The following is a 21,326-nucleotide window of genomic DNA, read 5'->3' on the forward strand; positions in this document are numbered from 1 at the left end:
TTACTAAAAAATCCTGCTCATGCAGGATTTAGTTTTTTATGATTTAATATTGAGTTTTAAACTCAATTCTTGAAGTTGTTTATCATCTAAAGGAGAAGGGGCATCTATCATAACATCACGACCAGAATTATTTTTAGGAAATGCAATAAAATCGCGAATAGTTTCTTGCCCAGCCATAATAGCTACTAATCGATCTAATCCAAAAGCTAAGCCTCCATGTGGTGGAGCACCATATTGAAAAGCATCCATTAAAAATCCAAATTGAGCTTTAGCTTCTTCAGGAGTGAAGCCTAAATAATCGAACATTAATGACTGTGTTTTTTTATCGTGGATACGAATAGAACCACCACCAATTTCATTTCCGTTCATAACTAAATCGTAAGCATTTGCCTTAACAGCCCCAGGATTTGTTTCTAGTAATTCTAGTTGCCCGGGTTTTGGTGAGGTAAACGGATGGTGCATCGCATGATAACGATTGGTCTCTTCATCCCATTCTAAAAGCGGAAAATCAATAACCCATAATGGAGCAAACTCGTTGGGTTTACGTAACCCTAAACGTGTTGCAAGTTTCATTCTTAAAGCACTTAGTTGTGTTCTTACCTTATCAGTTTCACCAGACAGAATGCAAATTAAATCTCCCGGTTTTGCGCCCGTAACGTCTGCCCATTTAGCTAAGTCTGCTTCATCATAAAATTTATCTACAGATGATTTAAAGGTTCCGTCTTCATTATATCTGCAATATACCATGCCTAAAGCGCCTATTTGAGGTCGTTTTACCCAATCAATCAATTTGTCGATCTCTTTTCTTGTAAAACTATTAGCGCCAGGAACGGCAATACCAACAACCAATTCAGCATTATTAAAAACACCAAAATCTTTATGTTGCGTCACACTGTTTAATTCTCCAAATTGCATGCCGAAACGTATATCTGGTTTATCATTTCCGTATAAACGCATGGCATCATCATAAAGCATTCTTGGGAATTTCTCTACCTCAACACCATTTACTTCCTTAAGTAAATGACGCGTTAAACCTTCAAAAGCATTTAAAATATCTTCCTGCTCAACAAAAGCCATTTCACAGTCTATTTGTGTGAATTCTGGTTGTCTGTCGGCACGTAAATCTTCATCTCTGAAGCACTTCACAATTTGAAAATATTTATCCATGCCTCCAACCATAAGCAATTGCTTAAAGGTTTGAGGCGATTGCGGAAGCGCGTAAAACTGACCTGAATTCATCCTTGAAGGCACTACAAAATCTCTAGCACCTTCGGGAGTTGATTTAATTAAATAAGGCGTTTCAACTTCTATAAAACCTTCATTTGATAAATAATTTCTAACGGCTTGAGCTACTTTATGTCTAAAAATTAAGCTGTTTTTAACGGGATTACGGCGAATGTCTAAATAGCGATACTTCATTCGTAATTCTTCACCACCATCTGTTTCATCTTCAATAGTAAATGGCGGAAGCAATGCTTTGTTAAGAATATTTAATTCAGATACTAAAATTTCAATATCACCAGAAGGGATCTTTGGATTTTTGGATGTACGTTCAATAACAGTTCCTTTAACTTGTATTACAAATTCTCTTCCCAAAGTTTTTGCCTCTTGTATGATGGCTTTTGAAGTGCGTTCTTCATCAAAAATAAGTTGGGTAATCCCGTAACGATCGCGTAGGTCAACCCAAATCATAAATCCTTTATCACGAGTTTTTTGCACCCAACCAGCAAGTACGACCTCTTTTTTTACATGTGAGGCATTTAATTCACCACAATTATAACTTCTGTACATATTTAAAATTTGATGTGCAAATTTAGTAAGATATCTTATTAAAAAACTATGATTTAGGGTATAAATTATAAAAGAATGCATGGCACATATCTTTTTAATTATATTCAAATAATTAACTTAAAAAATGCATTTTTATTTAAATAAAATATATAAAAATAGCAATTGGATATAAATTTTGTATTTTTAGTGGATATATTTCTAAAAATAATATTACTAACTCTAACAAATAACTTATGAAAAAAACTTTACATTTTAACTTTTATTTACTGGCACTACTACTTTTTCCCATGGCTATGATGGCTCAAGAAACTGTAACAGGAAGTGTCATTGAAACAAGTACAAAGAGCCCAATTCCTGGTGCGAACGTTATAGTAAAAGGAACTACAACAGGGACTATTACTGATTTTGACGGAAACTTTAGTTTAAACATTTCCAGCTTTCCAGTGACCATTGTTGTTTCCTCTCTTGGATACAATACTACGGAAGTGAAAGTATCGTCATCGCAAAATATTACAGTATCACTAACTGAAGGTGTCGCCTTAGAAGAGGTGATGTTAATAGGGTCGAGAAACCCTAATCGTTCATCGATTGATACGGCAGTTCCGGTAGACGTTATTGATGTAACCGAACTTGTTACTGCTGGGCCACAGGTAAATCTAAATCAGATTTTAAATTATGTAGCGCCTTCATTTACATCTAATACTCAAACTATTTCTGATGGTACCGACCATATTGACCCGGCTTCGTTAAGAGGTTTAGGTCCAGATCAAGTTTTAGTATTAATCAATGGAAAGCGGCGTCATAATTCATCATTAGTGAATGTTAACGGAACGTTTGGACGTGGTAGTGTAGGTACCGATTTAAATGCGATACCTGCAGCATCTATTGCTAGAATTGAAGTATTACGTGATGGTGCGGCGGCTCAATATGGTTCTGATGCTATTGCCGGTGTTATCAATATTGTGCTTAAAAAAAGCACGAATGAATTAAACTTAAATATTACAACAGGAGCAAATTTTTCAAAGAATGCTAATGATCAAACAGGAGGTGTTGATGGAGAGACTACCAATGTGAGCGCAAACTATGGTTTAGACTTAGGCGATAAGGGTGGTTTTATAAACTTTACGGGTGATTTTGATGTAAGACAAGATTATAGCAGAATGAAAGAATGGGAAGGAAGTGTATTTAATCTTTATAACACTGTTGAACGTTTTGCAAATGATGATAATTACGATTTGTCTCAATTGTTAGATAACGATGTTACAGATGTGATTCAATATGCTAATCAAGCCGGAATTGCATTGAATGGCGCTACAACGAAACCAGAATTACGAACTATTTTATCAGCTGACAATACAGCTGCAGAATTAGCTGCAAGAGGCTTAGTAGCGAGCGATTTTAATATGCGTGTTGGGCAATCAGCTTTACGAGGAGGTCGTTTCTTCGCAAACTTTGTTTTACCATTAGATGATCAAGGAACCGAGTTATATTCGTTTGCCGGTATGAGTTCAAGAAAAGGAAATTCTGCAGGGTTTTACAGATTGCCTAATCAATCTAGAACCTACACGCCCGCCTATATTAATGGATTTTTACCCGAAATTAATTCAACCATTAATGATAAATCACTTTCGGTTGGAATAAAAGGTAAAATTAATGATTGGGATGTTGACTTTAGTAATACGTATGGTAAAAATGCATTTTTATATACAATTGGAAACACCTATAATGCTTCTATGCAAAAAGCATCTCCAACATTTTTTGATGCTGGTGGATTCTCATTTGCTCAAAACACAACGAATTTAGATGTCAGCAAATTTTATGACGATATATTTAGTGGTTTAAATGTAGCATTTGGTGCTGAGCATAGACTAGAAAATTATGAAATTATTGCCGGTGAACAACCATCGTATGCGCAATACACCGCCGCTGGTCAAGTAATTACTTTAGCATCTCAAGAACCATCAGAAGACTTCTTTGGGGCGTCAAGACCTGGCGGTTCTCAAGTATTTCCTGGGTTTAGTCCTGCTAACGAATTATCTCGAGGGCGAAGCAGTGTTGCTGGTTATTTAGATATGGAGGCAGATATTACAGAAGCATTCTTATTAAGTCTTGCTGCCAGATATGAAAATTATTCAGATTTTGGTTCTACAATTAATTTTAAATTAGCCACTAGAATTAAAGCTGGTGAAAACACCAATTTTAGAGCGGCTTTTAATACTGGTTTTAGAGCACCTTCTTTACATCAATTAAATTTTAATTCTACATCTACCATATTCGACCAAAATGGAGATCCTCAAGAAGTAGGTACGTTTGCTAATAATAGTAAAGCGGCAAAACTATTGGGAATTCCTCAATTAAAAGAGGAAACTTCTAAAAGTGTTAGTTTAGGGTTTACCACAAAAATACCAGAAGCTAATTTAACGTTTACAGTTGATGGCTATTGGGTTGGTATTGATGATAGAGTGGTATATACGGGTCAATTTACAGGACCAGGTACAGGTACAGAATTAGATAGGTTATTATCTCAAGCCAATGCATCTGCGGCATCATTTTTTGCTAATGCCATAGATACAGAATCTAAAGGGTTGGATGTTGTAATAACATACGACGTTAGAATAGGAAATGCTTCAAAATTAAAAACAGATTTGTCAGGAACATTTTCTAAAACGAAAAAGGTTGGAGATATAAAGGCTTCAGAGGTACTAGAAAATGCTGGATTAGTGGGTACTTATTTCCCAGAAGATAGTAGAGTGTATCTTGAAGAATCTGTACCAAGATCCAAAGTAAATTTATCTAATAGTTTAACAACAGGTAAATTTAATGTGTTTTTAAGAAATGTTTGGTTTGGAGAAGTTACAGAAGCGACCACAAATATAGATAGACAGCAAGTTTTTGCATCAAAACTAGTTACAGATTTGTCTATAGGATATCACGCATCTGAGAGTTTGACATTGACAGTTGGTGCTAATAATTTGTTGGATATTTATCCAGACAGAGCTGCACAAACCCTAGCAGATGGGGGTAATAACCGAAGTGGTGGTCGTTTTGACTGGTCAAGAAGAGCACAGCAATTTGGTGTTGGCGGACGTTTTCTTTTCGCTAGACTTAGTTTTAAGCTTAAATAATAAAAATTATTTATACATCAAAAAAGCCTCAACATTTGTTGAGGTTTTTTTATTATATATCAAATATGTTTATATTATTCAGCTATAAGATCTTCTTTTTTGGCTACCCTATTATTATAAAACCACATTTTAAATCTGGTGACTAAATAAAATAATATTGGAACAACTACCAGTGTTAAAAACGTTGCAATTAAAAGTCCATAAATAACAGTCCATGCGAGTGGTCCCCAGAAAATCACATTGTCACCTCCAAAATAAATATTAGCATCAAATTCACTAAAGAAAGTAAAGAAGTTAATATTTAAGCCAGTCGCTAACGGGATTAAACCTAAAATAGTGGTGATGGCTGTTAATAATACGGGACGCAAACGTGCTTTACCGCCTTTTATAATAGCTTCTAAAAGTTCGTCATTCTGGATATATTGATCGTCTTCTAAGTCATGTTCAATCTTTTTGCGGTCAATTAATAATTGCGTGTAGTCTAAAAGTACAACCCCATTGTTTACAACAATTCCCGCTAATGAAATTATTCCCATCATGGTCATCATAATAACAAAAGAACTACCTGTAATAACCAAACCACTAAATACACCTATTAAACTTAAGAAAATAGCCAGCATAATAATACCAGGTTTTGAAACTGAATTAAATTGGAATATCAAAATGAAGAAAATTAACCCTAAACCAATAAAGAATGCACTCATTAAAAAGGCCATTTGTTTGTTTTGTTCTTCAATTTGGCCCGTATAATCAATTTTTATACTATCAGGTTTTTCAGAAAATGTTTGCATTTCGTGCTGAATTTTCGAAACGATAGCTCCAGCATCTGTATACCCAGGAGATAATGCAGAATATAAGGTAACAACACGTTTTACATCTCTATGTTTAATAGCACTAAAACCAGATGTGTTATTCTGTTTTGCAACTGCCGAGACCGGGATTTCTTTTATTTGCCCAGAGGCCATATCTCTAAAAGTAATTTTCTGATTAAAAATAGCACTTGTGTTGTATCTGTTTTCTTCGTTAAAGCGCACATAAATATCGTAGTCTTCACCACCTTCTTTATATATACCTGCTTTGGCACCAAAAATAGAATTACGTAACTGTTGCCCAACTTGCCCAGAAGAAACGCCTAGTTCACCCGCTTTTTTTCTGTCAACATATACTTGCATGGCGGGTTTTGATTTGTTTACATCAATTTTTAGTTCATCGATACCTTGAATGTTTTTCGTGTTTAGAAAGTTTTTCATTTTTTCGGCTGTATCGATTAATTCCGTATAGTCATCACCTTCAAGTTCTATATTGATGGGATATCCTGCGGGTGGTCCAACGGCATCTTTTTCAACTGAAATGGCAACTCCGGGATAAATATCTTTAAGACTCTCCTGTACTTTTTTAAGAAGTTCCTTACTGTCTGCTCCTCTTCTAAATTTGAACTCGCGCATGGTGGCAGTAATTTTAGCTCGATGTGGCATTTCGGCCGCAGAACCTCCATCGGTTTGAGGATTTCCAGCACCTTCGCCAACTTGAGAGACGGCACTTTCGGTTAAGAAATTATAATCACCATCAAAATATATGGGATCATTGATTATTTTGTAAACACGTTGTTCAATATCTTTAGTTAAAGCATTGGTTTTTTTAATATCTGTTCCTTCTGGATATTCAATATACACAATAATTTGATTGGGTGTATTATCTGGAAAAAATTCAACTTTAGTACGTTTATTTCCAATAGATGCGCCAAAACCTGAAAATGCTATAACTAGTAATAGTACGGTTCCTACGGTAATAAATACAGGTCTTTTCCCTTTTAAAGCAGCACGTAAGGTGCGTTCATAAATACCTTCATATTTTGGTAAAATGTCCTCTTGAAATTTGTTTGACCATTTTCTTAAGAATAATCGATACACCCAAAGTAAAATAGACGTTATGACCATGAGCGTACCTAAACCTCTATAACTACCTCCAAACACAAAAATTAGAATTCCTATAATAGCAATGGTTGCGGATATTTTAATAATCTGTTTTAAAGGAAGATTTTTGTCTTCTATAGTCATAAACTGAGAAACCATCACAGAATTAAAGAATATGGCAACAAATAAAGAAGAACCTAAAACTACCGAAAGTGTAATGGGGAAGTAAATCATAAAATCGCCCATCATACCAGGCCACATTCCTAAAGGTATAAATGCGGCGACAGTTGTTGCTGTAGAAATAATAATAGGAAAGGCGATCTCACCAATCCCTTTTTTTGCTGCTTCCGTTCTGCTTAACCCTTCTTCACTCATCAAGCGGTAAACATTTTCAACAACGACAATACCATTATCAACCAACATCCCCAGACCCATAATTAAACCAAACAGAATCATAGTGTTCATGGTATACCCTAAAATATTTAATATCATGAGCGACATAAACATGGACATTGGAATGGCAAATCCAACAAACAGGGCATTTTTAAATCCTAAAAAGAACATTAAAACGGTCACTACCAGAATAATCCCAAAAAAGATATTATTAACCAAATCATCAACTTGACCTATAGTTTTTGAAGATTGGTCGTTGGCTATAGTTACTTTTAAATCTGGAGGAAACACATTCTTAACAGCATCATCAACAATAACTTGAATCTGCTCAGCAGCGTCAACCATATTTTTTCCAGCACGCTTTTTGACGTCAAGCATTACTACAGGCTCTCCAAATTCTCGGGCATAGGTTGTTTTATCTTCATCTTTAAATGAGATAGTGGCGATATCTTTTAAATATACGGGATTGCTGTTTTCAGATTTTACAACAAAATTATTTAATTCACTCGGTTTATCTATTTCACCAATAATTCTAATAGTACGACGTTGCCCGCTAGTTATTAAGTTTCCAGCAGACATAGTCATATTCTCGTTGCTTATGGTGCTTATAATGTCGTTAAAGCTTACTTGGGCCGCCATCATTTTGTAGATATCAACAGCGACTTCTACTTCTTTATCTTGGGCACCTCTAATATCTACTTGTTTAATTTCTTGCAGACTTTCTATTTCATCTTCAAGATATTCACCGTATTCTTTTAATTTTTCAACAGGATAATCTCCTGAAATATTAATGTTTAGAATAGGCATTTCTTCAGATAAGCTTAAATCAAAAATTGTAGGTTCAACTTTAGCACTGTTAAAGGTTGGCCAGTCTTCACCAGAGGTCTCAGAATCTACTTCATCTTTAACTTTTTGCTTAGCGGCTTCAACAGAAATATTTTCATCAAATTCAACGACAATGATAGAATAGTCCTCTTGAGATGTTGAAATAATTTCAACGACATTACTTACCGTTTTTAACTTGTCTTCTATAGGGTCTGTAATAAGTTTTTCAATGTCTTCGGCAGTATTTCCTGGATATATAGAACTAATATAAATTTTTGTTTCTTTAACTTCGGGAAAGCTTTCACGAGGCATGCTATAGTAAGCACTTCCACCAAGGATGAGTATCAAAATAATCAAAACATACATGGTTGTTTTGTTATTAATAGCCCAAGATGATAATCCAAACTCTTTATGCGATTCTTTTTTCTTTTTAGTCATTTTTAAAATTTTAGTAGTTTGAATTATTGTTTATCTTCAACTACAAGAATTTTTACTTCCTGTCCATCTTCAACACTTCTTGCACCTTCATCAATAATTTCATCACCGTTTTCTAAACCTGAAAGTATTTCTATATAATCTCCTTGTGTTCTACCTGTTTCAATAATAACTTGTTTCGCAGTACCCTTGTTTTCAGATTTATTGGTTATAATATATACATATTGCTGACCCAAAGCATTTTCTGAAATAATACTTTGTGGAATTAATATTGCCTTGGGGTTTGTATAGTCGTTAATTTTAAGTTTTGCTGTAAGGTTGGGCTTAATGTGATCACCCGCATTAGGAACGTAAACTTCAACTTTAAAAGTTCTGTTTGCAGGGTTGATATAATTCCCTGTTTGACGTATTTTAGAAACAACTGTTTTGCCTAGTACTGGAAATTCAACCATCACCTCTTTATCTTTTGTAATATCTGAAATATAGCGTTCAGGTACATTCGTATCAATATACATGTCGTCAAGATTTATAATTCTAAGCAGTTGTGAAATTCCCGGTGAGACAAAACTTCCCTCGTCCGTAATAATATCATCAATGATTCCTGAAAAAGGAGCCCGTACAATAGTTTTTTCAAGCTGCTCTTGTAATTGACTTACTGCTTTTTGTTGTGCTTCGTATGAAGATTTGTATTGAAGATATTGTATTTCACTTCCTATTTTTTGGTCCCATAAACGTTGTTGACGCTCATAAGTGGTTTTTGCTAAATCTGCTTGAATTTGTAATTGGGCTAATTGCTGCTTAAGACCACCATCATCAATTTTTGCTAAAATTTGCCCTTTTTTTACAGATTGCCCTTCTTTTACATACACATTAGATAGAACACCAGAATATTCAGGAAAAACGACAATATTTTGTTTGGTACTCACACTTCCTTGTAACTCTACGAAATGAATAAATAAAGATTCTTTTGTAAGAAAAGTTGTAGTTAACGGAATTTTAGCCTGAGGATCTAATTCTTTAATTTTAGACTCAATTAGTTTTAATTCTGAACTAAGAAGTTGTTGTTGTTCATCTAATTGTGTTTTCTTTTTTCTAATTTTTTCAAGGTCATTAGTTGCTATAACATCTTCTATAGATTGTTTTTTGCCTTCACCACATGATGATAGAACCAGTGTTAGCATGATAATTGAAAATATATGTTTCATAATATTGATTGATTTTTAGTTGTTGATTGAGTTTAATAGAGTTTCTAGCTCTGCTTTTTCATTTATCACATTAAGCATAGCCTGTAAATATTCTTGTTGAGCGGTATATAATTGTGTTTGAGCTTGTCTTAAATCAAAACTTGAAGCAATACCTTCAAAAAACTTGATTTGATTTTTCTGCTCGATACGTTCAGCTAGATTTAAATTTTGCTGTTTATTTTCATATTCTTCAATAGCAAACTGATAGTTGCTTTTAGCTGAAGCGGTTTGGAGTTTTAAACGTTGCTCAGTTTCTTTAAGGTCGTCTTTCGATTTTTCTAAATTTATTTTTGCTCGCTGAGTCGATGCACTTCGTTGTCCCGAGCTAAAAAGAGGGATATCGAGATTTAACCCAAAAACACCATAACCATAATATTTTTGATCGGAATCCGTAAAAGTAAAGTCATCACTATAGGATACATAGCCACCACTTAAAAAACTGATAAGACTTGGTAAAGCCTTACTTTTTTCAAGTTTCACTAAAAGTTCTTTAGACGTTTTATCATTATCTGCTATTTTATAATCTATGGCATTTTCAACTAAAAACGAATTGTTTATCAGACCTAAATCTATATTTTGAACCGTTAATGTTTCTAGAGTATCTGTTAAACTTATAGGGGTTTCTATATCTAATCCTAAAACCAGATTAAGCATTTGATAGGTTACTTTATTTAATCGTATATTATTATTAATAGTGCTCTCAATACCAAACAATGTAATTTGTAACTGTTCAACGCTTTCCTCTTCTTCAAAGCCATTTTCATATAATTGAGATAGTTCATCAAGGTTTTTTTGTAGCGTTATTCTATTTTGCTCAAGAATTTTTAAACTTTCTTCTGTCAGCAAAACATTACCGTAGGCGTTTATTACAGACTTTCTAACTTCTAAATCGGTTTTTATTTTGGCGTTTTTTGAGATTTCTAAAAACACTTTTGCTGATTGTAAACCCACTAAATAAGAGCCATCAAATATTAACTGACTTAATGTTACAGCGCCATTAAGATTTTGTTTTAATCCGAAAGCTGCAGCAGTAAATTCTCCCTCGGCTCCGCCAAAGGCACTTGTAGGAAATACTTGTACTTGTTGTTTTAAAAAATCTTGGTAATCAACATTTGCATTTAACTGTGGTAATCCGGTTGCAATAGTTTCCCATTTTTGTTCATAAGCCGCATCAATGTCTCTTGATGCGTTTTTTGCTGTTCTGTTGTTTTCTAAAGCATAATCAATAGCCTCTTGTAAACTAAAGGGCTGGGTTTCATCCTGCGATAAAACTGAGGAGCTTATTAGAAAAATTAATATGTACGCGATGTTTTTTGACATTTTTTATGTTTGATTATTGATGAATTTGTTTAATGTTAACAGTCCTTTTTCAGTACAAATACCTCTTATATGATATTCTAAATAATTATCCATTAAGGTGTTCATTGAAAAATGATTTAGTGGAAATAATTCGTTGTCCTTTAAGATTGTTATGCTATGAAAATAAATTCTAGAAATAAATTCTATGTTAATATTAGACCGGTATAGCCCTATTTCAATACCTCTGTTAAGGTTCTCTTGAACACAATCTTGCATGACTTCAAACTGTTTCTTTTTAAGAGTTCTAAAAATTTTTGGATAATATTTCTGTAATTGATATTGAGGTGATGATTTCTCATCTTTTAAGTGCTCCATCACAAATTGTTTTATATCAAAAATCTCTTCTATTGGATTCTTTTTTAAAGCGCATATGTCTTCAATTCCACAAGAAATATTTTCAAAAGTAAATAGGGTAACAGCCTCAACGAGTGTGGTTTTGTTTTCAAAATGTTGATAGATTGTTTTTTTTGAAATCCCTAAATGATTGGAAATATCATCCATTGTAATGCTTTTAAACCCGTAGTTTAAAAACAATTCTGCAGCATTCGTTAATATTTTATCTCTCATAATGGGCGCAAATGTACAATAGGAAACTTTAAAAACAATAAAAGTTTCCAAAGTTTTAATGTTTTTTTAACATATAATTTACATACATACTTTTTAATATGGTGTTTTCATTTATTTTTGCCTTATGCTATCAATAGAAATATACCAGGAAAAGTTTGTAGAATATTTGGAAAAGTATTCAATGTTAAAAGAACCCGTAAGCCTTTATGAACCTATTCAATATATATTAAAATTAGGAGGCAAACGTTTGCGGCCCGTATTAACTCTAATGTCTGCGGAAATTTTTAATTGTGATTATAAAATCGCTCTTAATGCCGCATTGAGTATTGAAGTTTTTCATAATTTTTCGTTAGTTCATGATGATATAATGGATGATGCACCAATACGAAGAGGGCAAGAAACGGTACATGAAAAGTGGGATATTAATACAGGTATTCTTTCTGGTGATGCCATGCTGATAATGGCTTATCAGCTCTTTGAAAACTATGACGACAAAACCTTCAAAGCTTTAGCAAAATTATTTAGTAAGACGGCCCTAGAAGTTTGTGAAGGGCAACAATACGATGTTGATTTTGAATCTAGAGATAACGTGACTATTGATGAGTATTTAAAAATGATTCAATACAAAACCGCTGTGTTGGTTGGAGGTGCTATGAAAATGGGTGCCATAGTAGCAAAGGCTTCCGAAGAAGATCAGAATAAGATTTACGATTTTGGAAAGAATCTTGGTATTGCTTTTCAATTGCAAGATGATTTTTTAGATGCCTTTGGTGATCCAAAATCTTTTGGAAAACAGGTTGGTGGTGATATTATTGAAAACAAAAAAACCTTTTTATACATCAATGCGCTTAAACTATCAAGTTCAGAAGATAGCGTTCAGTTGCAACATCTATTTAGTATCAATCCCAATAATCCTGAAGAGAAAATTCAAATAGCAAAGCAAATTTTTATTTCAAGTGGGTCTGCAGAGGCAACAAAACAAGAGATAAAAACGTATACTGAAAAAGCTTTTTCTGTTTTAGAAACACTTCATATTTCAGAAAACAAAAAACGAATTTTAAAACAGTTTGGTGAGCAATTAATGAATAGAAACGTATAATGCAACTTCCTGCAACATTTGAAGTATTAATTGAAGAAGCTACACAGTTAGACTTGTATAAAAAACTTATTGAACAACTCAATAAGGATTTTTTATTAGCTAATATTGATATAGATTTTCGTGAAGACGTTTTACCATCAAGCTTAAAAATTATACTTCATGAGACTGTTTATAAACTCATGCAAAATAAATTTGCAGAGTATCTTAATTTACTATATATAATTGATGTACCAGAACATCAAGTTAAACAACTCGATGGTAATGACACTTTGCAATTGGCAGAACAAGTATCTTTTTTAATTTTAAAACGGGAATGGCAAAAAGTTTGGTATAGAAATAAATATTAAAACCTAATTCAAGGTTCTGTAATATTCGAGAATAGCTCTGGCGTCATCTTCAGAAATATCTTGCTTAATCATTGGTGCATAATTAAACTCAATAAGTAATTCTTTAGCTAAAGGATCTTTTCTAAGCATTTCTTCAGGATTTAGTATCATATTCATAATCCATTCGGGCGTTCTTCTGTTTAAAATTCCTTTACCAGCAGGGCCAATAAATTTTTTATCTGGTCTATGGCAAGCTGTACACATTTTTTTAAAAATAGCTTTCCCATTTTTGGCAAGATTTTGGTCAATATCTTTAGGTAATTCTAAATTTGAAATAGGTCCAATGCCTTTATTTGTTAAGTCAACTTTTTGAGACGCTAGAACTTTTTTTTCTGTAGAATTTTTATTCGTTGAAGGACTTACCTTTTCATAAGTAAAGCCTCCTTTTTTATTTTCTTTAGCTTCAACACAGCCAAGAAAAGTGAAAATGAAAATAGAGAAAATGAGAATATATGGTTTAAGCATATTTTTATTTTGAGCCACCAAAACTAATAAAAAAAAGAGAAATAATAAACATTTGATTTTTACGTAAACGTTATATGATTTACAAAAAATCAAGACTTTTGTTAATTTTTAACACGATATCAATAATAAGGCAATTTTAGTTTTACTAAAAGTTGTATTTTTGATGAAAATTTGCAAACAAAAAGATTACCAGAAACATAATAATGGATAAATTTTCCTTTCTTAATGCTGCTCATACCTCATATTTTTCTGAATTATATGAGCAATATTTACATAACCCAGATGCTGTAGAACCAAGTTGGAGAGCTTTTTTTCAAGGCTATGATTTTGGAACTGAAAACTATGGACTCGATGGAGAAATAATTGAGGGCGTTTCAACTCAAATTCCTGAAAATGTACAAAAAGAGTTTCAAGTTTTAAGGCTTATAGATGGCTATAGAACCCGAGGACATTTGTTTACAAGTACAAATCCTGTAAGAAGTAGAAGAACCTATGAACCTACTTTGGATCTCGAAAATTTTAGACTTTCAGACAATGATTTAGATACAGTTTTTAATGCTGGTGAGGTTCTTGGAATTGGAGCAAAACCATTACGAGAGATTTTATTTCATTTAAACAGAATGTACTGCAGCTCTATTGGCGTGGAATATATGTATATTAGAAATCCAGAAGTGATACAATGGTGGCAGGATAAACTAAATGTAAATGATAATCATCCTAGCTATTCCGTTAGTTCCAAAAAATATATTCTTTCAAAATTAAATCAGGCCGTTACTTTTGAAAATTTTTTACAAACCAAATACGTTGGGCAAAAACGGTTTTCTCTTGAGGGTGGAGAGACATTAATTCCAGCCATAAGCGTAGCACTTTTTAATGCATCCGATATTTATGACGTTAAAGAATGTGTTTTAGGAATGGCGCATCGTGGTCGTTTAAACACGCTTATAAATATTTTTAGAAAACCTATAAAAGAACTTTTTAGTGAGTTCGATGGAAAAGATTTTGAAGATGAAGACATTGATGGTGATGTAAAATACCACTTAGGATTAACCCTTGAAAAAACCTACCAAAACGGAAAATCTATTAGAATGAATTTGGTGCCTAATCCATCGCATTTAGAAACAGTTGCTTCTGTTGCCGAAGGGATTACAAGAGCCAAAATAGATAATGATTATGAAGGTGACGATTCTAAAATACTTCCTATAGTAGTGCATGGAGATGCTGCTATTGCAGGTCAAGGTATTGCTTATGAAGTTGCTCAGATGAGTCAGTTAAAAGGCTATAAAACAGGCGGAACAATCCATATAGTTGTTAATAATCAAATAGGGTTTACTACAAATTATCTTGATGCACGTTCAAGTACGTATTGTACAGATGTTGCTAAGGTAACCTTATCTCCTGTCTTACATGCCAATGCCGATGATGCTGAAGCTGTTGTTCATGCGGTAGAAATGGCTTTAGATTACCGAATGAGATTTAAAAGAGATGTTTATATTGATTTGTTGGGATATAGAAAATATGGCCACAATGAAGGTGATGAGCCACGTTTTACACAGCCCAAACTTTATAAAGAAATCGCTAAGCACCCTAATCCGTTTAAAATATATTCAGATAAGCTAATCGCAAATAAAACCATTGATAAAACCTATCTTAATGATATTGTTGAAGAGTTTAAAAATATGCTGGAGACCCAATATTCAAAATCAAAGGAAGAATCTTCTTCTAAGGTTAGAGAATTTATGGAAGAACGCTGGAAAGGATATAAACGTCAGGGTTTAGAAGAAATGTTATTGCCAGTGGATACAAGTTATCCAAAAGATAAACTGGAAAATATTGTTAAAGTAGTTTCTACAGTTCCGGAAGGTGTTAAGTTTTTAAGAAAGGCAGAAAAGATTTTACATGGTAGAGCTAAAATGGTCTTTGAATCGGACTCTTTAGATTGGGGAATCGCAGAAACATTAGCCTATGGTAGTTTGTTAGAAGAAGGCTATAACGTGCGCATGTCTGGTCAAGATGTTGAACGAGGAACCTTTAGTCATCGCCATGCCATTTTACGTGATGAAATATCTGAAGAACGAATTAATTTATTAAATATTAATCCTAAAAGTAAAGGAGAGATGTTTATTTACAATTCTTTACTTTCAGAATATGCCGTATTAGGTTTTGATTATGGGTATGCTATGGCAAATCCAAATACATTAACACTTTGGGAGGCTCAGTTTGGAGATTTTAGTAATGGTGCTCAAATTATTTTTGATCAATATTTATCGGCTGCTGAGGATAAATGGAAATCGCAAAATGGTATTGTAGTGTTACTGCCGCACGGTTATGAAGGTCAAGGGTCCGAGCATTCATCGGCACGGATAGAACGTTATTTACAAATGTGTGGAGATGATAATATGATTGTTGCAGACTGCACAACACCTGCTAACTTCTTCCATTTGTTACGAAGACAAATGAAGCGCGATTTTAGAAAACCGTTAATTGTATTTACACCAAAAAGTTTATTGCGTCATGCAAAGGCGGTTTCAACGTTACACGAACTTTCAGAAGGTGAATTTAGCGAAGTTATAGATGATACTTTAGATCCTAAAAATGTAAAACGATTGGTTTTCTGTACAGGAAAGTTCTATTACGATTTATTAGCAGAACGCGAAAAATTAGATAGAGATGATGTGGCTTTAATAAGAATTGAGCAATTGTTCCCTTTACATTATGAAAAAATTCAACAGGTTATTGAAAAGTATTCAAATGTGAAAGAATATATTTGGGCACAAGAAGAACCACAAAACATGGGTGCATGGAGTTTTATGGCGCAACGTATGGACTTAGTTAAACTACAAGTGATGTCAAGACCATATAACTCGGTGCCTGCACCAGGATCCAGTACTCGTGATAAAAGAAGACAACAGCGTGTTATTGATGCTGTTTTTGAAGTAAATAAAGAGAATTAAATTCAGAAGACACTTAAAATTATAACGAATGATTTTAGAAATGAAAGTCCCTTCACCTGGGGAATCTATAACAGAGGTTGAAATTGCAACATGGTTGGTTGAAGATGGTGATTACGTAGAGAAGGATCAGGCTATTGCCGAAGTTGATAGTGATAAAGCTACCCTAGAACTTCCTGCGGAAGCTAGCGGAATCATTACACTTAAAGCAGAAGAAGGTGATGCTGTGGACGTTGGTGCTGTGGTTTGCTTAATTGATACTAGTGCAGAAAAACCAGAAGGAGATTCTTCAAAAGATGATAAGAAAGAAGAAACACCTAAAACTGAAACGTCAAAACCTGTTAAAAAGGAAGCCGATGCAACGTATGCAACTGGAAGCCCAAGCCCAGCAGCAAAAAAGATTTTGGATGAAAAAGGAATGGAAGCTTCTCAAATAAAGGGTACTGGGAAAGATGGAAGAGTGACTAAAGATGATGCTGTAAAAGCTACGCCATCGATGGGAACACCAACAGACGGAAATAGAGCAAGTTCAAGAAGTAAAATGTCCATGTTGCGTCGTAAAGTAGCGGAGCGTCTCGTTGAAGCCAAAAACACAACGGCGATGTTAACCACATTTAATGAGGTAGACATGTCCCCAATTTTTGCTTTACGAAAAGAGTATAAAGAAACCTTTAAATCAAAACATAACGTAAGTTTAGGTTTTATGAGTTTCTTTTCATTAGCAGTGGTAAGAGCTTTAAAAATGTATCCTGCAGTAAACTCTATGATTGATGAAAAAGAAATGATTACATATGATTTTTGTGATATTAGCATTGCTGTTTCTGGCCCTAAAGGCTTAATGGTTCCAGTAATGAGAAACGTAGAAAATATGAGCTTTAGAGGTGTTGAATCTGAGGTAAAACGATTAGCGATTCGTGCTCGGGACGGACAAATTACGGTGGATGAAATGACAGGTGGAACCTTTACCATTTCAAATGGTGGTGTTTTTGGTAGTATGTTATCTACGCCTATCATTAACCCTCCCCAAAGTGGTATTTTAGGAATGCACAATATTGTTGAAAGACCTGTTGCAATTGATGGAAAGGTCGAGATTAGACCTATTATGTATGTTGCCTTATCTTATGACCATAGAATTATTGATGGTAAAGAAAGTGTTGGGTTTTTAGTAGCAGTAAAAGAAGCCTTAGAGAACCCAACTGAATTATTAATGAATAATGATGTTAAAAAAGCGCTAGAATTATAACGATATTATAATTTAATATTTGATGAGAAAATCCTGAGCCCTTTAGTTCAGGATTTTTTTGTTTTTAATGACAAAAATCATATTTATTTAGACTAATTAAAAATAAATTTACAACTTTTTAATGACTAATAATTATGATAAAAATAGGATTATTTATTTTTACAATAGTTTTTATGAGTTTTGAATTAGTTGGACAAACGGTTGAACCCTCATCTTGTATTGTGGCTAATATTTTACAACTCGAATTTGAAATATTATATTCAGTTGAAAAAAATCCACCGCAAAAAACAACTTCTTGGAACATTCCAAATATCTTAATTAGATATGGCTTATTAGAAAATATTGAATTACAACTGCACACACCTTTCACTAAAGAACGATGTTTTGTTGAAAATAAATTGACTACTAATGTTTTTGAATTTAATGAAATTGAAATGGGGTTGTCTATCAATTTATGGAAACAAAATAGATATCTTCCTGAAGCAGCAGTAATGGCTAGAATTGTATCACCAACAGAAGCTTTTAATTTTAACGAATTAGGAAATATTGTATCGTTCAACTTTTCAAACCAGATGACAAAAAAAATTGCATTAAATTATAATTTAGGAACAACAACAAGTATCGAAAAACGCACAACAGGTTTTTATATTATAAATATTAGTTATCAATCTAATTCACAACTACGCTTTTTTATTGAAAATTCGAGTAATTTCAATTTTAATAGAACTGAAGCGAATTGTTTAGGAACGGGGTTTGGCGTGAATTTAATGAATAATATTTCAGTTGATTTTTCTTTTTCACAAAGTTTAAAAAATAAAATGTTTTATACTGGAGTCATTTTAGCCTGGGCGATAAATACCCAAAAAGAAAGTTAGTGAGAACTATAAAATTTTTAAAACATAAAAAGGAGAACACTTAATTTAAAAGTTCTCCTTTTTTTGTAACATCTTTAAACTAAAAAAAGTTTACAATTATATTAATTGTAATAACAAGAACGATGATTATAACTAAACTAATTGTAAAATATTTATCTAACTTATTATTCACACTATATAATATAAGATAGTTTCTGGGATTATGACTAATTTTTAAAATTATTAATTGAAAACTCTGTGTCATTACAACACAGAGTCTTCGTAAATTCTCCCTAAGAATTAATTAATAGCAGTGTAAATATATGATTACGTACTTTAAAAAACAATACGCACTTATGCGTATTTTTTATAAAAACGCTTTATTAAGGTTTGCCCAAATAGTAAGGGAACTGGGTTTATTGTCTAAATTAAGTTTAGCAATAATGTGACTTCTGTGTTTATGAATGGTTTTAATAGAGACAGATAATGCATCAGCAATTTCTTGACTCGTTATATTTTCTGCTATTAAAGAAATAATTTTTCTTTCTGTTTTAGTTAGGGTATCTATTATTTCAAGACTTGCGCTGGGTGCTTCTAGAAGGTCGATTAAATCTTTACTAAAATAGGGTTTGTTTTTTAATACATGTTCAATGCAAATTTCGATTTCTTCAATAGCAAACTCTTTTAAGATATATCCGTATACATTAAAAGATTTAGCTTTTTTAAATAGTTCTTCTTCTTTATCAAAAGTGATTAAAATAATTTTAGTTTTTATATTGTTTTTTTGACAATCTTCTGCAATTTCTAATCCTGTTTTATAAGGCATCCTTATATCTAGTATGGCTATTTCTGGTTTTAATTTTACGATAAGATTATATGCGCTGTTGCCATCTTTAGCCATCCCAATAATGGTGAAACTTTTTGAAGTTAAAAAGTCACTTAAGCCTCTTAACATAAGGGGATGATCGTCTGCTATTACAATATTAGGCATTATGTATTTTTAGGGATTTAAAGGCTTAGTTCAAACTTTAAAACAAGACTCTTATTTTTTTAAATATAAATATTTCTTTTCATAATCAATAACGGCTTTTGCTTTTTTTAAAACATCAGCACCTATAATACCATCAATGGGTTTTGAATTGTGGTTAATCAAAGCTGTATTTACGTGAGTAAGATTAAATAAAATAAGAACAACATTATTTTTTTTCCAGGTTCCTATTTTTAAATTGTTTTGTTTCGAAATTTTCGTTTCCATATCAATGGCGCCAGCTCCAGAAGCCTTTATTTCAGAATCGTTGGCTTTCATCTTAAAAGTATCAATGCTATCAAAACCAATGCAGGAACTTGATGCACCGGTATCTAAAATAAAAAGTCCTTTAACACCATTAATGGAGGCTTTTATTTCAAAATGATTCGTCTTAGCAAATTTAAGTTTTACTTTGGTGTACCCTTTTTTATTAAGGAATTCAGAAAGTGATTGCATCAAAATTTATTTTAAACAAAGATACTCATGTAAAACAATTATTTTTGTTCTAGGTTTATAAAAGTAAAATTTTTATCGAGACAGATGGTTATTACAGATACACATGCGCATTTATATAGTGAAGAATTTGATGAAGACAGAAAAGAAATGATAGAACGCGCTATTCATTCAAATGTTACACGCTTTTTTATACCAGCTATAGATTCAACGTATACAACATCTATGCTTGAATTAGAAAAGGCATTTCCCAATCATATTTTTTTAATGATGGGATTACATCCCACACACATAAAAGAAAACTACAAAGAAGAATTGAATCATGTAAAGGAGATGCTCGCGAAACGAAAGTTTTATGCTGTTGGAGAAATTGGGATTGATTTATATTGGGATAAGACGACATTGCAAATTCAACAAGAAGCATTTAGATATCAAATTAAATTAGCTAAACAATATAAATTACCTATTGTTATTCATTGCAGAGATGCTTTTGATGAGATTTTTGAAATTCTTGAGGAGGAAAAGGACAATGACCTTTTTGGAATCTTTCATTGTTTTACAGGCAATTTAGAGCAAGCACATCACGCCATTTCTAATCATATGAAATTGGGAATAGGTGGCGTAGCTACCTTTAAAAATGGTAAGATAGATCAGTTTTTAAGTCAAATAGATTTAAAACATATTGTACTTGAAACCGATTCTCCTTATTTAGCGCCAGCACCTTATCGAGGGAAACGCAACGAAAGTGCCTATATAAATAAGGTTTTAGAAAAGTTGGCTATTATTTATAACAAGTCCGAAGAAGAAATAGCATCCATAACCACTCAAAATTCAAAAGACATTTTCAAAATATAAAAATGAACATATCAAAACCAAATATACTTCTTATTTATACTGGCGGAACCATAGGGATGATTAAAGATCCGAAAACAGGAGCTTTAAGGTCCTTTGATTTTAAAAATATTTTAAAAAGAATTCCAGAATTACAATTATTAGACTGTAAGATAGATACGGTTTCATTTAATGCTCCTATCGATTCCAGTAATATGAATCCTGATTATTGGATTGAGATTGCCGAAATAATTGAATCAAATTATAAAAATTTTGATGGATTTGTCGTCTTACATGGAAGTGATACTATGAGTTATACAGCTTCTGCATTGAGTTTTATGTTAGAAAATTTATCAAAACCAGTT

At 32.8% G+C, this 21,326-nt stretch carries 16 protein-coding genes; 8 read left to right on the plus strand and 8 right to left on the minus strand.

What is annotated here, in order from left to right; genetic code table 11:
• Positions 1-36: 36 nt before the first annotated feature.
• A complete protein-coding gene (aspS, locus tag AC15TD_RS05390; RefSeq protein WP_484451123.1) occupies positions 37-1,791 on the minus strand; it encodes an aspartate--tRNA ligase in 1,755 nt (584 codons plus the stop codon).
• 233 nt (positions 1,792-2,024) lie between these two features.
• Between aspS and AC15TD_RS05395 the strand changes: the two genes are divergently transcribed.
• Positions 2,025-4,916 carry a TonB-dependent receptor gene (locus tag AC15TD_RS05395; RefSeq protein ID WP_484451109.1) on the plus strand — a complete coding sequence of 964 codons (2,892 nt, stop codon included), beginning with the start codon at positions 2,025-2,027 and terminating at the stop codon, positions 4,914-4,916.
• A gap of 74 nt (positions 4,917-4,990) precedes the next feature.
• Here the strand turns inward: AC15TD_RS05395 and AC15TD_RS05400 are convergent, their stop codons facing one another.
• Genes AC15TD_RS05400 through AC15TD_RS05415 form a run of 4 tightly spaced genes read right to left on the minus strand, consistent with a single transcriptional unit; the run spans position 4,991 to position 11,652 of the window.
• Entirely contained in the window at positions 4,991-8,485 is a 3,495-nt protein-coding gene (locus tag AC15TD_RS05400) for an efflux RND transporter permease subunit (protein WP_484451110.1), read from the minus strand.
• A 23-nt stretch (positions 8,486-8,508) separates the two neighbouring features.
• A complete protein-coding gene (locus AC15TD_RS05405) occupies positions 8,509-9,687 on the minus strand; it encodes an efflux RND transporter periplasmic adaptor subunit (RefSeq protein WP_484451111.1) in 1,179 nt (392 codons plus the stop codon).
• Positions 9,688-9,702: 15 nt separating this feature from the next.
• Positions 9,703-11,046, minus strand: coding sequence for a TolC family protein (locus AC15TD_RS05410; RefSeq protein WP_484451112.1), 1,344 nt, complete (start codon positions 11,044-11,046; stop codon positions 9,703-9,705).
• Positions 11,047-11,049: 3 nt separating this feature from the next.
• Positions 11,050-11,652 carry a TetR/AcrR family transcriptional regulator gene (locus tag AC15TD_RS05415; protein WP_484451124.1) on the minus strand — a complete coding sequence of 201 codons (603 nt, stop codon included), beginning with the start codon at positions 11,650-11,652 and terminating at the stop codon, positions 11,050-11,052.
• A gap of 124 nt (positions 11,653-11,776) precedes the next feature.
• On the opposite strand from AC15TD_RS05415, the gene AC15TD_RS05420 reads away from it, so the two are divergent.
• On the plus strand, positions 11,777-12,751 hold the full coding sequence (locus AC15TD_RS05420) for a polyprenyl synthetase family protein (RefSeq protein WP_484451113.1): 975 nt from the start codon (positions 11,777-11,779) through the stop codon (positions 12,749-12,751).
• Positions 12,751-13,098 (plus strand): hypothetical protein, encoded by a 348-nt coding sequence (locus AC15TD_RS05425; protein ID WP_484451114.1) that lies wholly within the window; start codon positions 12,751-12,753, stop codon positions 13,096-13,098. The genes AC15TD_RS05420 and AC15TD_RS05425 overlap by 1 nt, the downstream gene beginning before the upstream one ends.
• Positions 13,099-13,101: 3 nt before the next feature.
• Here the strand turns inward: AC15TD_RS05425 and AC15TD_RS05430 are convergent, their stop codons facing one another.
• Positions 13,102-13,602: a c-type cytochrome gene (locus AC15TD_RS05430; RefSeq protein WP_484451115.1), complete on the minus strand. Its 501-nt coding sequence runs from the start codon at positions 13,600-13,602 to the stop codon at positions 13,102-13,104.
• Between the two features lie 203 nt (positions 13,603-13,805).
• Here AC15TD_RS05430 and AC15TD_RS05435 point away from each other — a divergent pair, with 203 nt between their 5' ends.
• The 3 genes from AC15TD_RS05435 to AC15TD_RS05445 all read left to right on the plus strand — a co-directional run bounded on the left by AC15TD_RS05435 (position 13,806) and on the right by AC15TD_RS05445 (position 18,671).
• The gene (locus tag AC15TD_RS05435) at positions 13,806-16,556 is read left to right on the plus strand and encodes a 2-oxoglutarate dehydrogenase E1 component (RefSeq protein ID WP_484451116.1); all 2,751 of its coding nucleotides are present in this window, start codon (positions 13,806-13,808) and stop codon (positions 16,554-16,556) included.
• A gap of 28 nt (positions 16,557-16,584) precedes the next feature.
• A complete protein-coding gene (gene odhB / locus AC15TD_RS05440) occupies positions 16,585-17,796 on the plus strand; it encodes a 2-oxoglutarate dehydrogenase complex dihydrolipoyllysine-residue succinyltransferase (RefSeq protein WP_484451117.1) in 1,212 nt (403 codons plus the stop codon).
• Between the two features lie 173 nt (positions 17,797-17,969).
• The gene (locus AC15TD_RS05445; protein WP_484451118.1) at positions 17,970-18,671 is read left to right on the plus strand and encodes a transporter; all 702 of its coding nucleotides are present in this window, start codon (positions 17,970-17,972) and stop codon (positions 18,669-18,671) included.
• A gap of 346 nt (positions 18,672-19,017) precedes the next feature.
• On the opposite strand, the gene AC15TD_RS05450 is transcribed toward AC15TD_RS05445, so the two are convergent.
• Both AC15TD_RS05450 and AC15TD_RS05455 read right to left on the minus strand, forming a co-directional pair.
• Positions 19,018-19,641 carry a response regulator gene (locus tag AC15TD_RS05450; RefSeq protein WP_484451119.1) on the minus strand — a complete coding sequence of 208 codons (624 nt, stop codon included), beginning with the start codon at positions 19,639-19,641 and terminating at the stop codon, positions 19,018-19,020.
• A 51-nt stretch (positions 19,642-19,692) separates the two neighbouring features.
• Entirely contained in the window at positions 19,693-20,133 is a 441-nt protein-coding gene (locus tag AC15TD_RS05455; RefSeq protein ID WP_484451120.1) for a retropepsin-like aspartic protease family protein, read from the minus strand.
• Positions 20,134-20,217: 84 nt separating this feature from the next.
• Here AC15TD_RS05455 and AC15TD_RS05460 point away from each other — a divergent pair, with 84 nt between their 5' ends.
• Positions 20,218-20,985, plus strand: coding sequence for a TatD family hydrolase (locus tag AC15TD_RS05460; RefSeq protein WP_484451121.1), 768 nt, complete (start codon positions 20,218-20,220; stop codon positions 20,983-20,985).
• Between the two features lie 2 nt (positions 20,986-20,987).
• On the plus strand, positions 20,988-21,326 hold a 339-nt coding region (locus AC15TD_RS05465; RefSeq protein ID WP_484451122.1), incomplete at its 3' end, for an asparaginase.

The sequence above is a fragment of the Yeosuana sp. genome (assembly GCF_057126245.1).

What these genes read in the sequence shown, in the direction of transcription:
- aspS (WP_484451123.1), bottom strand. Translation starts at nt 1,791, where the DNA reads ATGTACAGAAGTTATAATTGTGGTGAATTAAATGCCTCACATGTAAAA.
- AC15TD_RS05395 (WP_484451109.1), top strand. Translation starts at nt 2,025, where the DNA reads ATGAAAAAAACTTTACATTTTAACTTTTATTTACTGGCACTACTACTT.
- AC15TD_RS05400 (WP_484451110.1), bottom strand. Translation starts at nt 8,485, where the DNA reads ATGACTAAAAAGAAAAAAGAATCGCATAAAGAGTTTGGATTATCATCT.
- AC15TD_RS05405 (WP_484451111.1), bottom strand. Translation starts at nt 9,687, where the DNA reads ATGAAACATATATTTTCAATTATCATGCTAACACTGGTTCTATCATCA.
- AC15TD_RS05410 (WP_484451112.1), bottom strand. Translation starts at nt 11,046, where the DNA reads ATGTCAAAAAACATCGCGTACATATTAATTTTTCTAATAAGCTCCTCA.
- AC15TD_RS05415 (WP_484451124.1), bottom strand. Translation starts at nt 11,652, where the DNA reads ATGAGAGATAAAATATTAACGAATGCTGCAGAATTGTTTTTAAACTAC.
- AC15TD_RS05420 (WP_484451113.1), top strand. Translation starts at nt 11,777, where the DNA reads ATGCTATCAATAGAAATATACCAGGAAAAGTTTGTAGAATATTTGGAA.
- AC15TD_RS05425 (WP_484451114.1), top strand. Translation starts at nt 12,751, where the DNA reads ATGCAACTTCCTGCAACATTTGAAGTATTAATTGAAGAAGCTACACAG.
- AC15TD_RS05430 (WP_484451115.1), bottom strand. Translation starts at nt 13,602, where the DNA reads ATGCTTAAACCATATATTCTCATTTTCTCTATTTTCATTTTCACTTTT.
- AC15TD_RS05435 (WP_484451116.1), top strand. Translation starts at nt 13,806, where the DNA reads ATGGATAAATTTTCCTTTCTTAATGCTGCTCATACCTCATATTTTTCT.
- odhB (WP_484451117.1), top strand. Translation starts at nt 16,585, where the DNA reads ATGATTTTAGAAATGAAAGTCCCTTCACCTGGGGAATCTATAACAGAG.
- AC15TD_RS05445 (WP_484451118.1), top strand. Translation starts at nt 17,970, where the DNA reads ATGAGTTTTGAATTAGTTGGACAAACGGTTGAACCCTCATCTTGTATT.
- AC15TD_RS05450 (WP_484451119.1), bottom strand. Translation starts at nt 19,641, where the DNA reads ATGCCTAATATTGTAATAGCAGACGATCATCCCCTTATGTTAAGAGGC.
- AC15TD_RS05455 (WP_484451120.1), bottom strand. Translation starts at nt 20,133, where the DNA reads ATGCAATCACTTTCTGAATTCCTTAATAAAAAAGGGTACACCAAAGTA.
- AC15TD_RS05460 (WP_484451121.1), top strand. Translation starts at nt 20,218, where the DNA reads ATGGTTATTACAGATACACATGCGCATTTATATAGTGAAGAATTTGAT.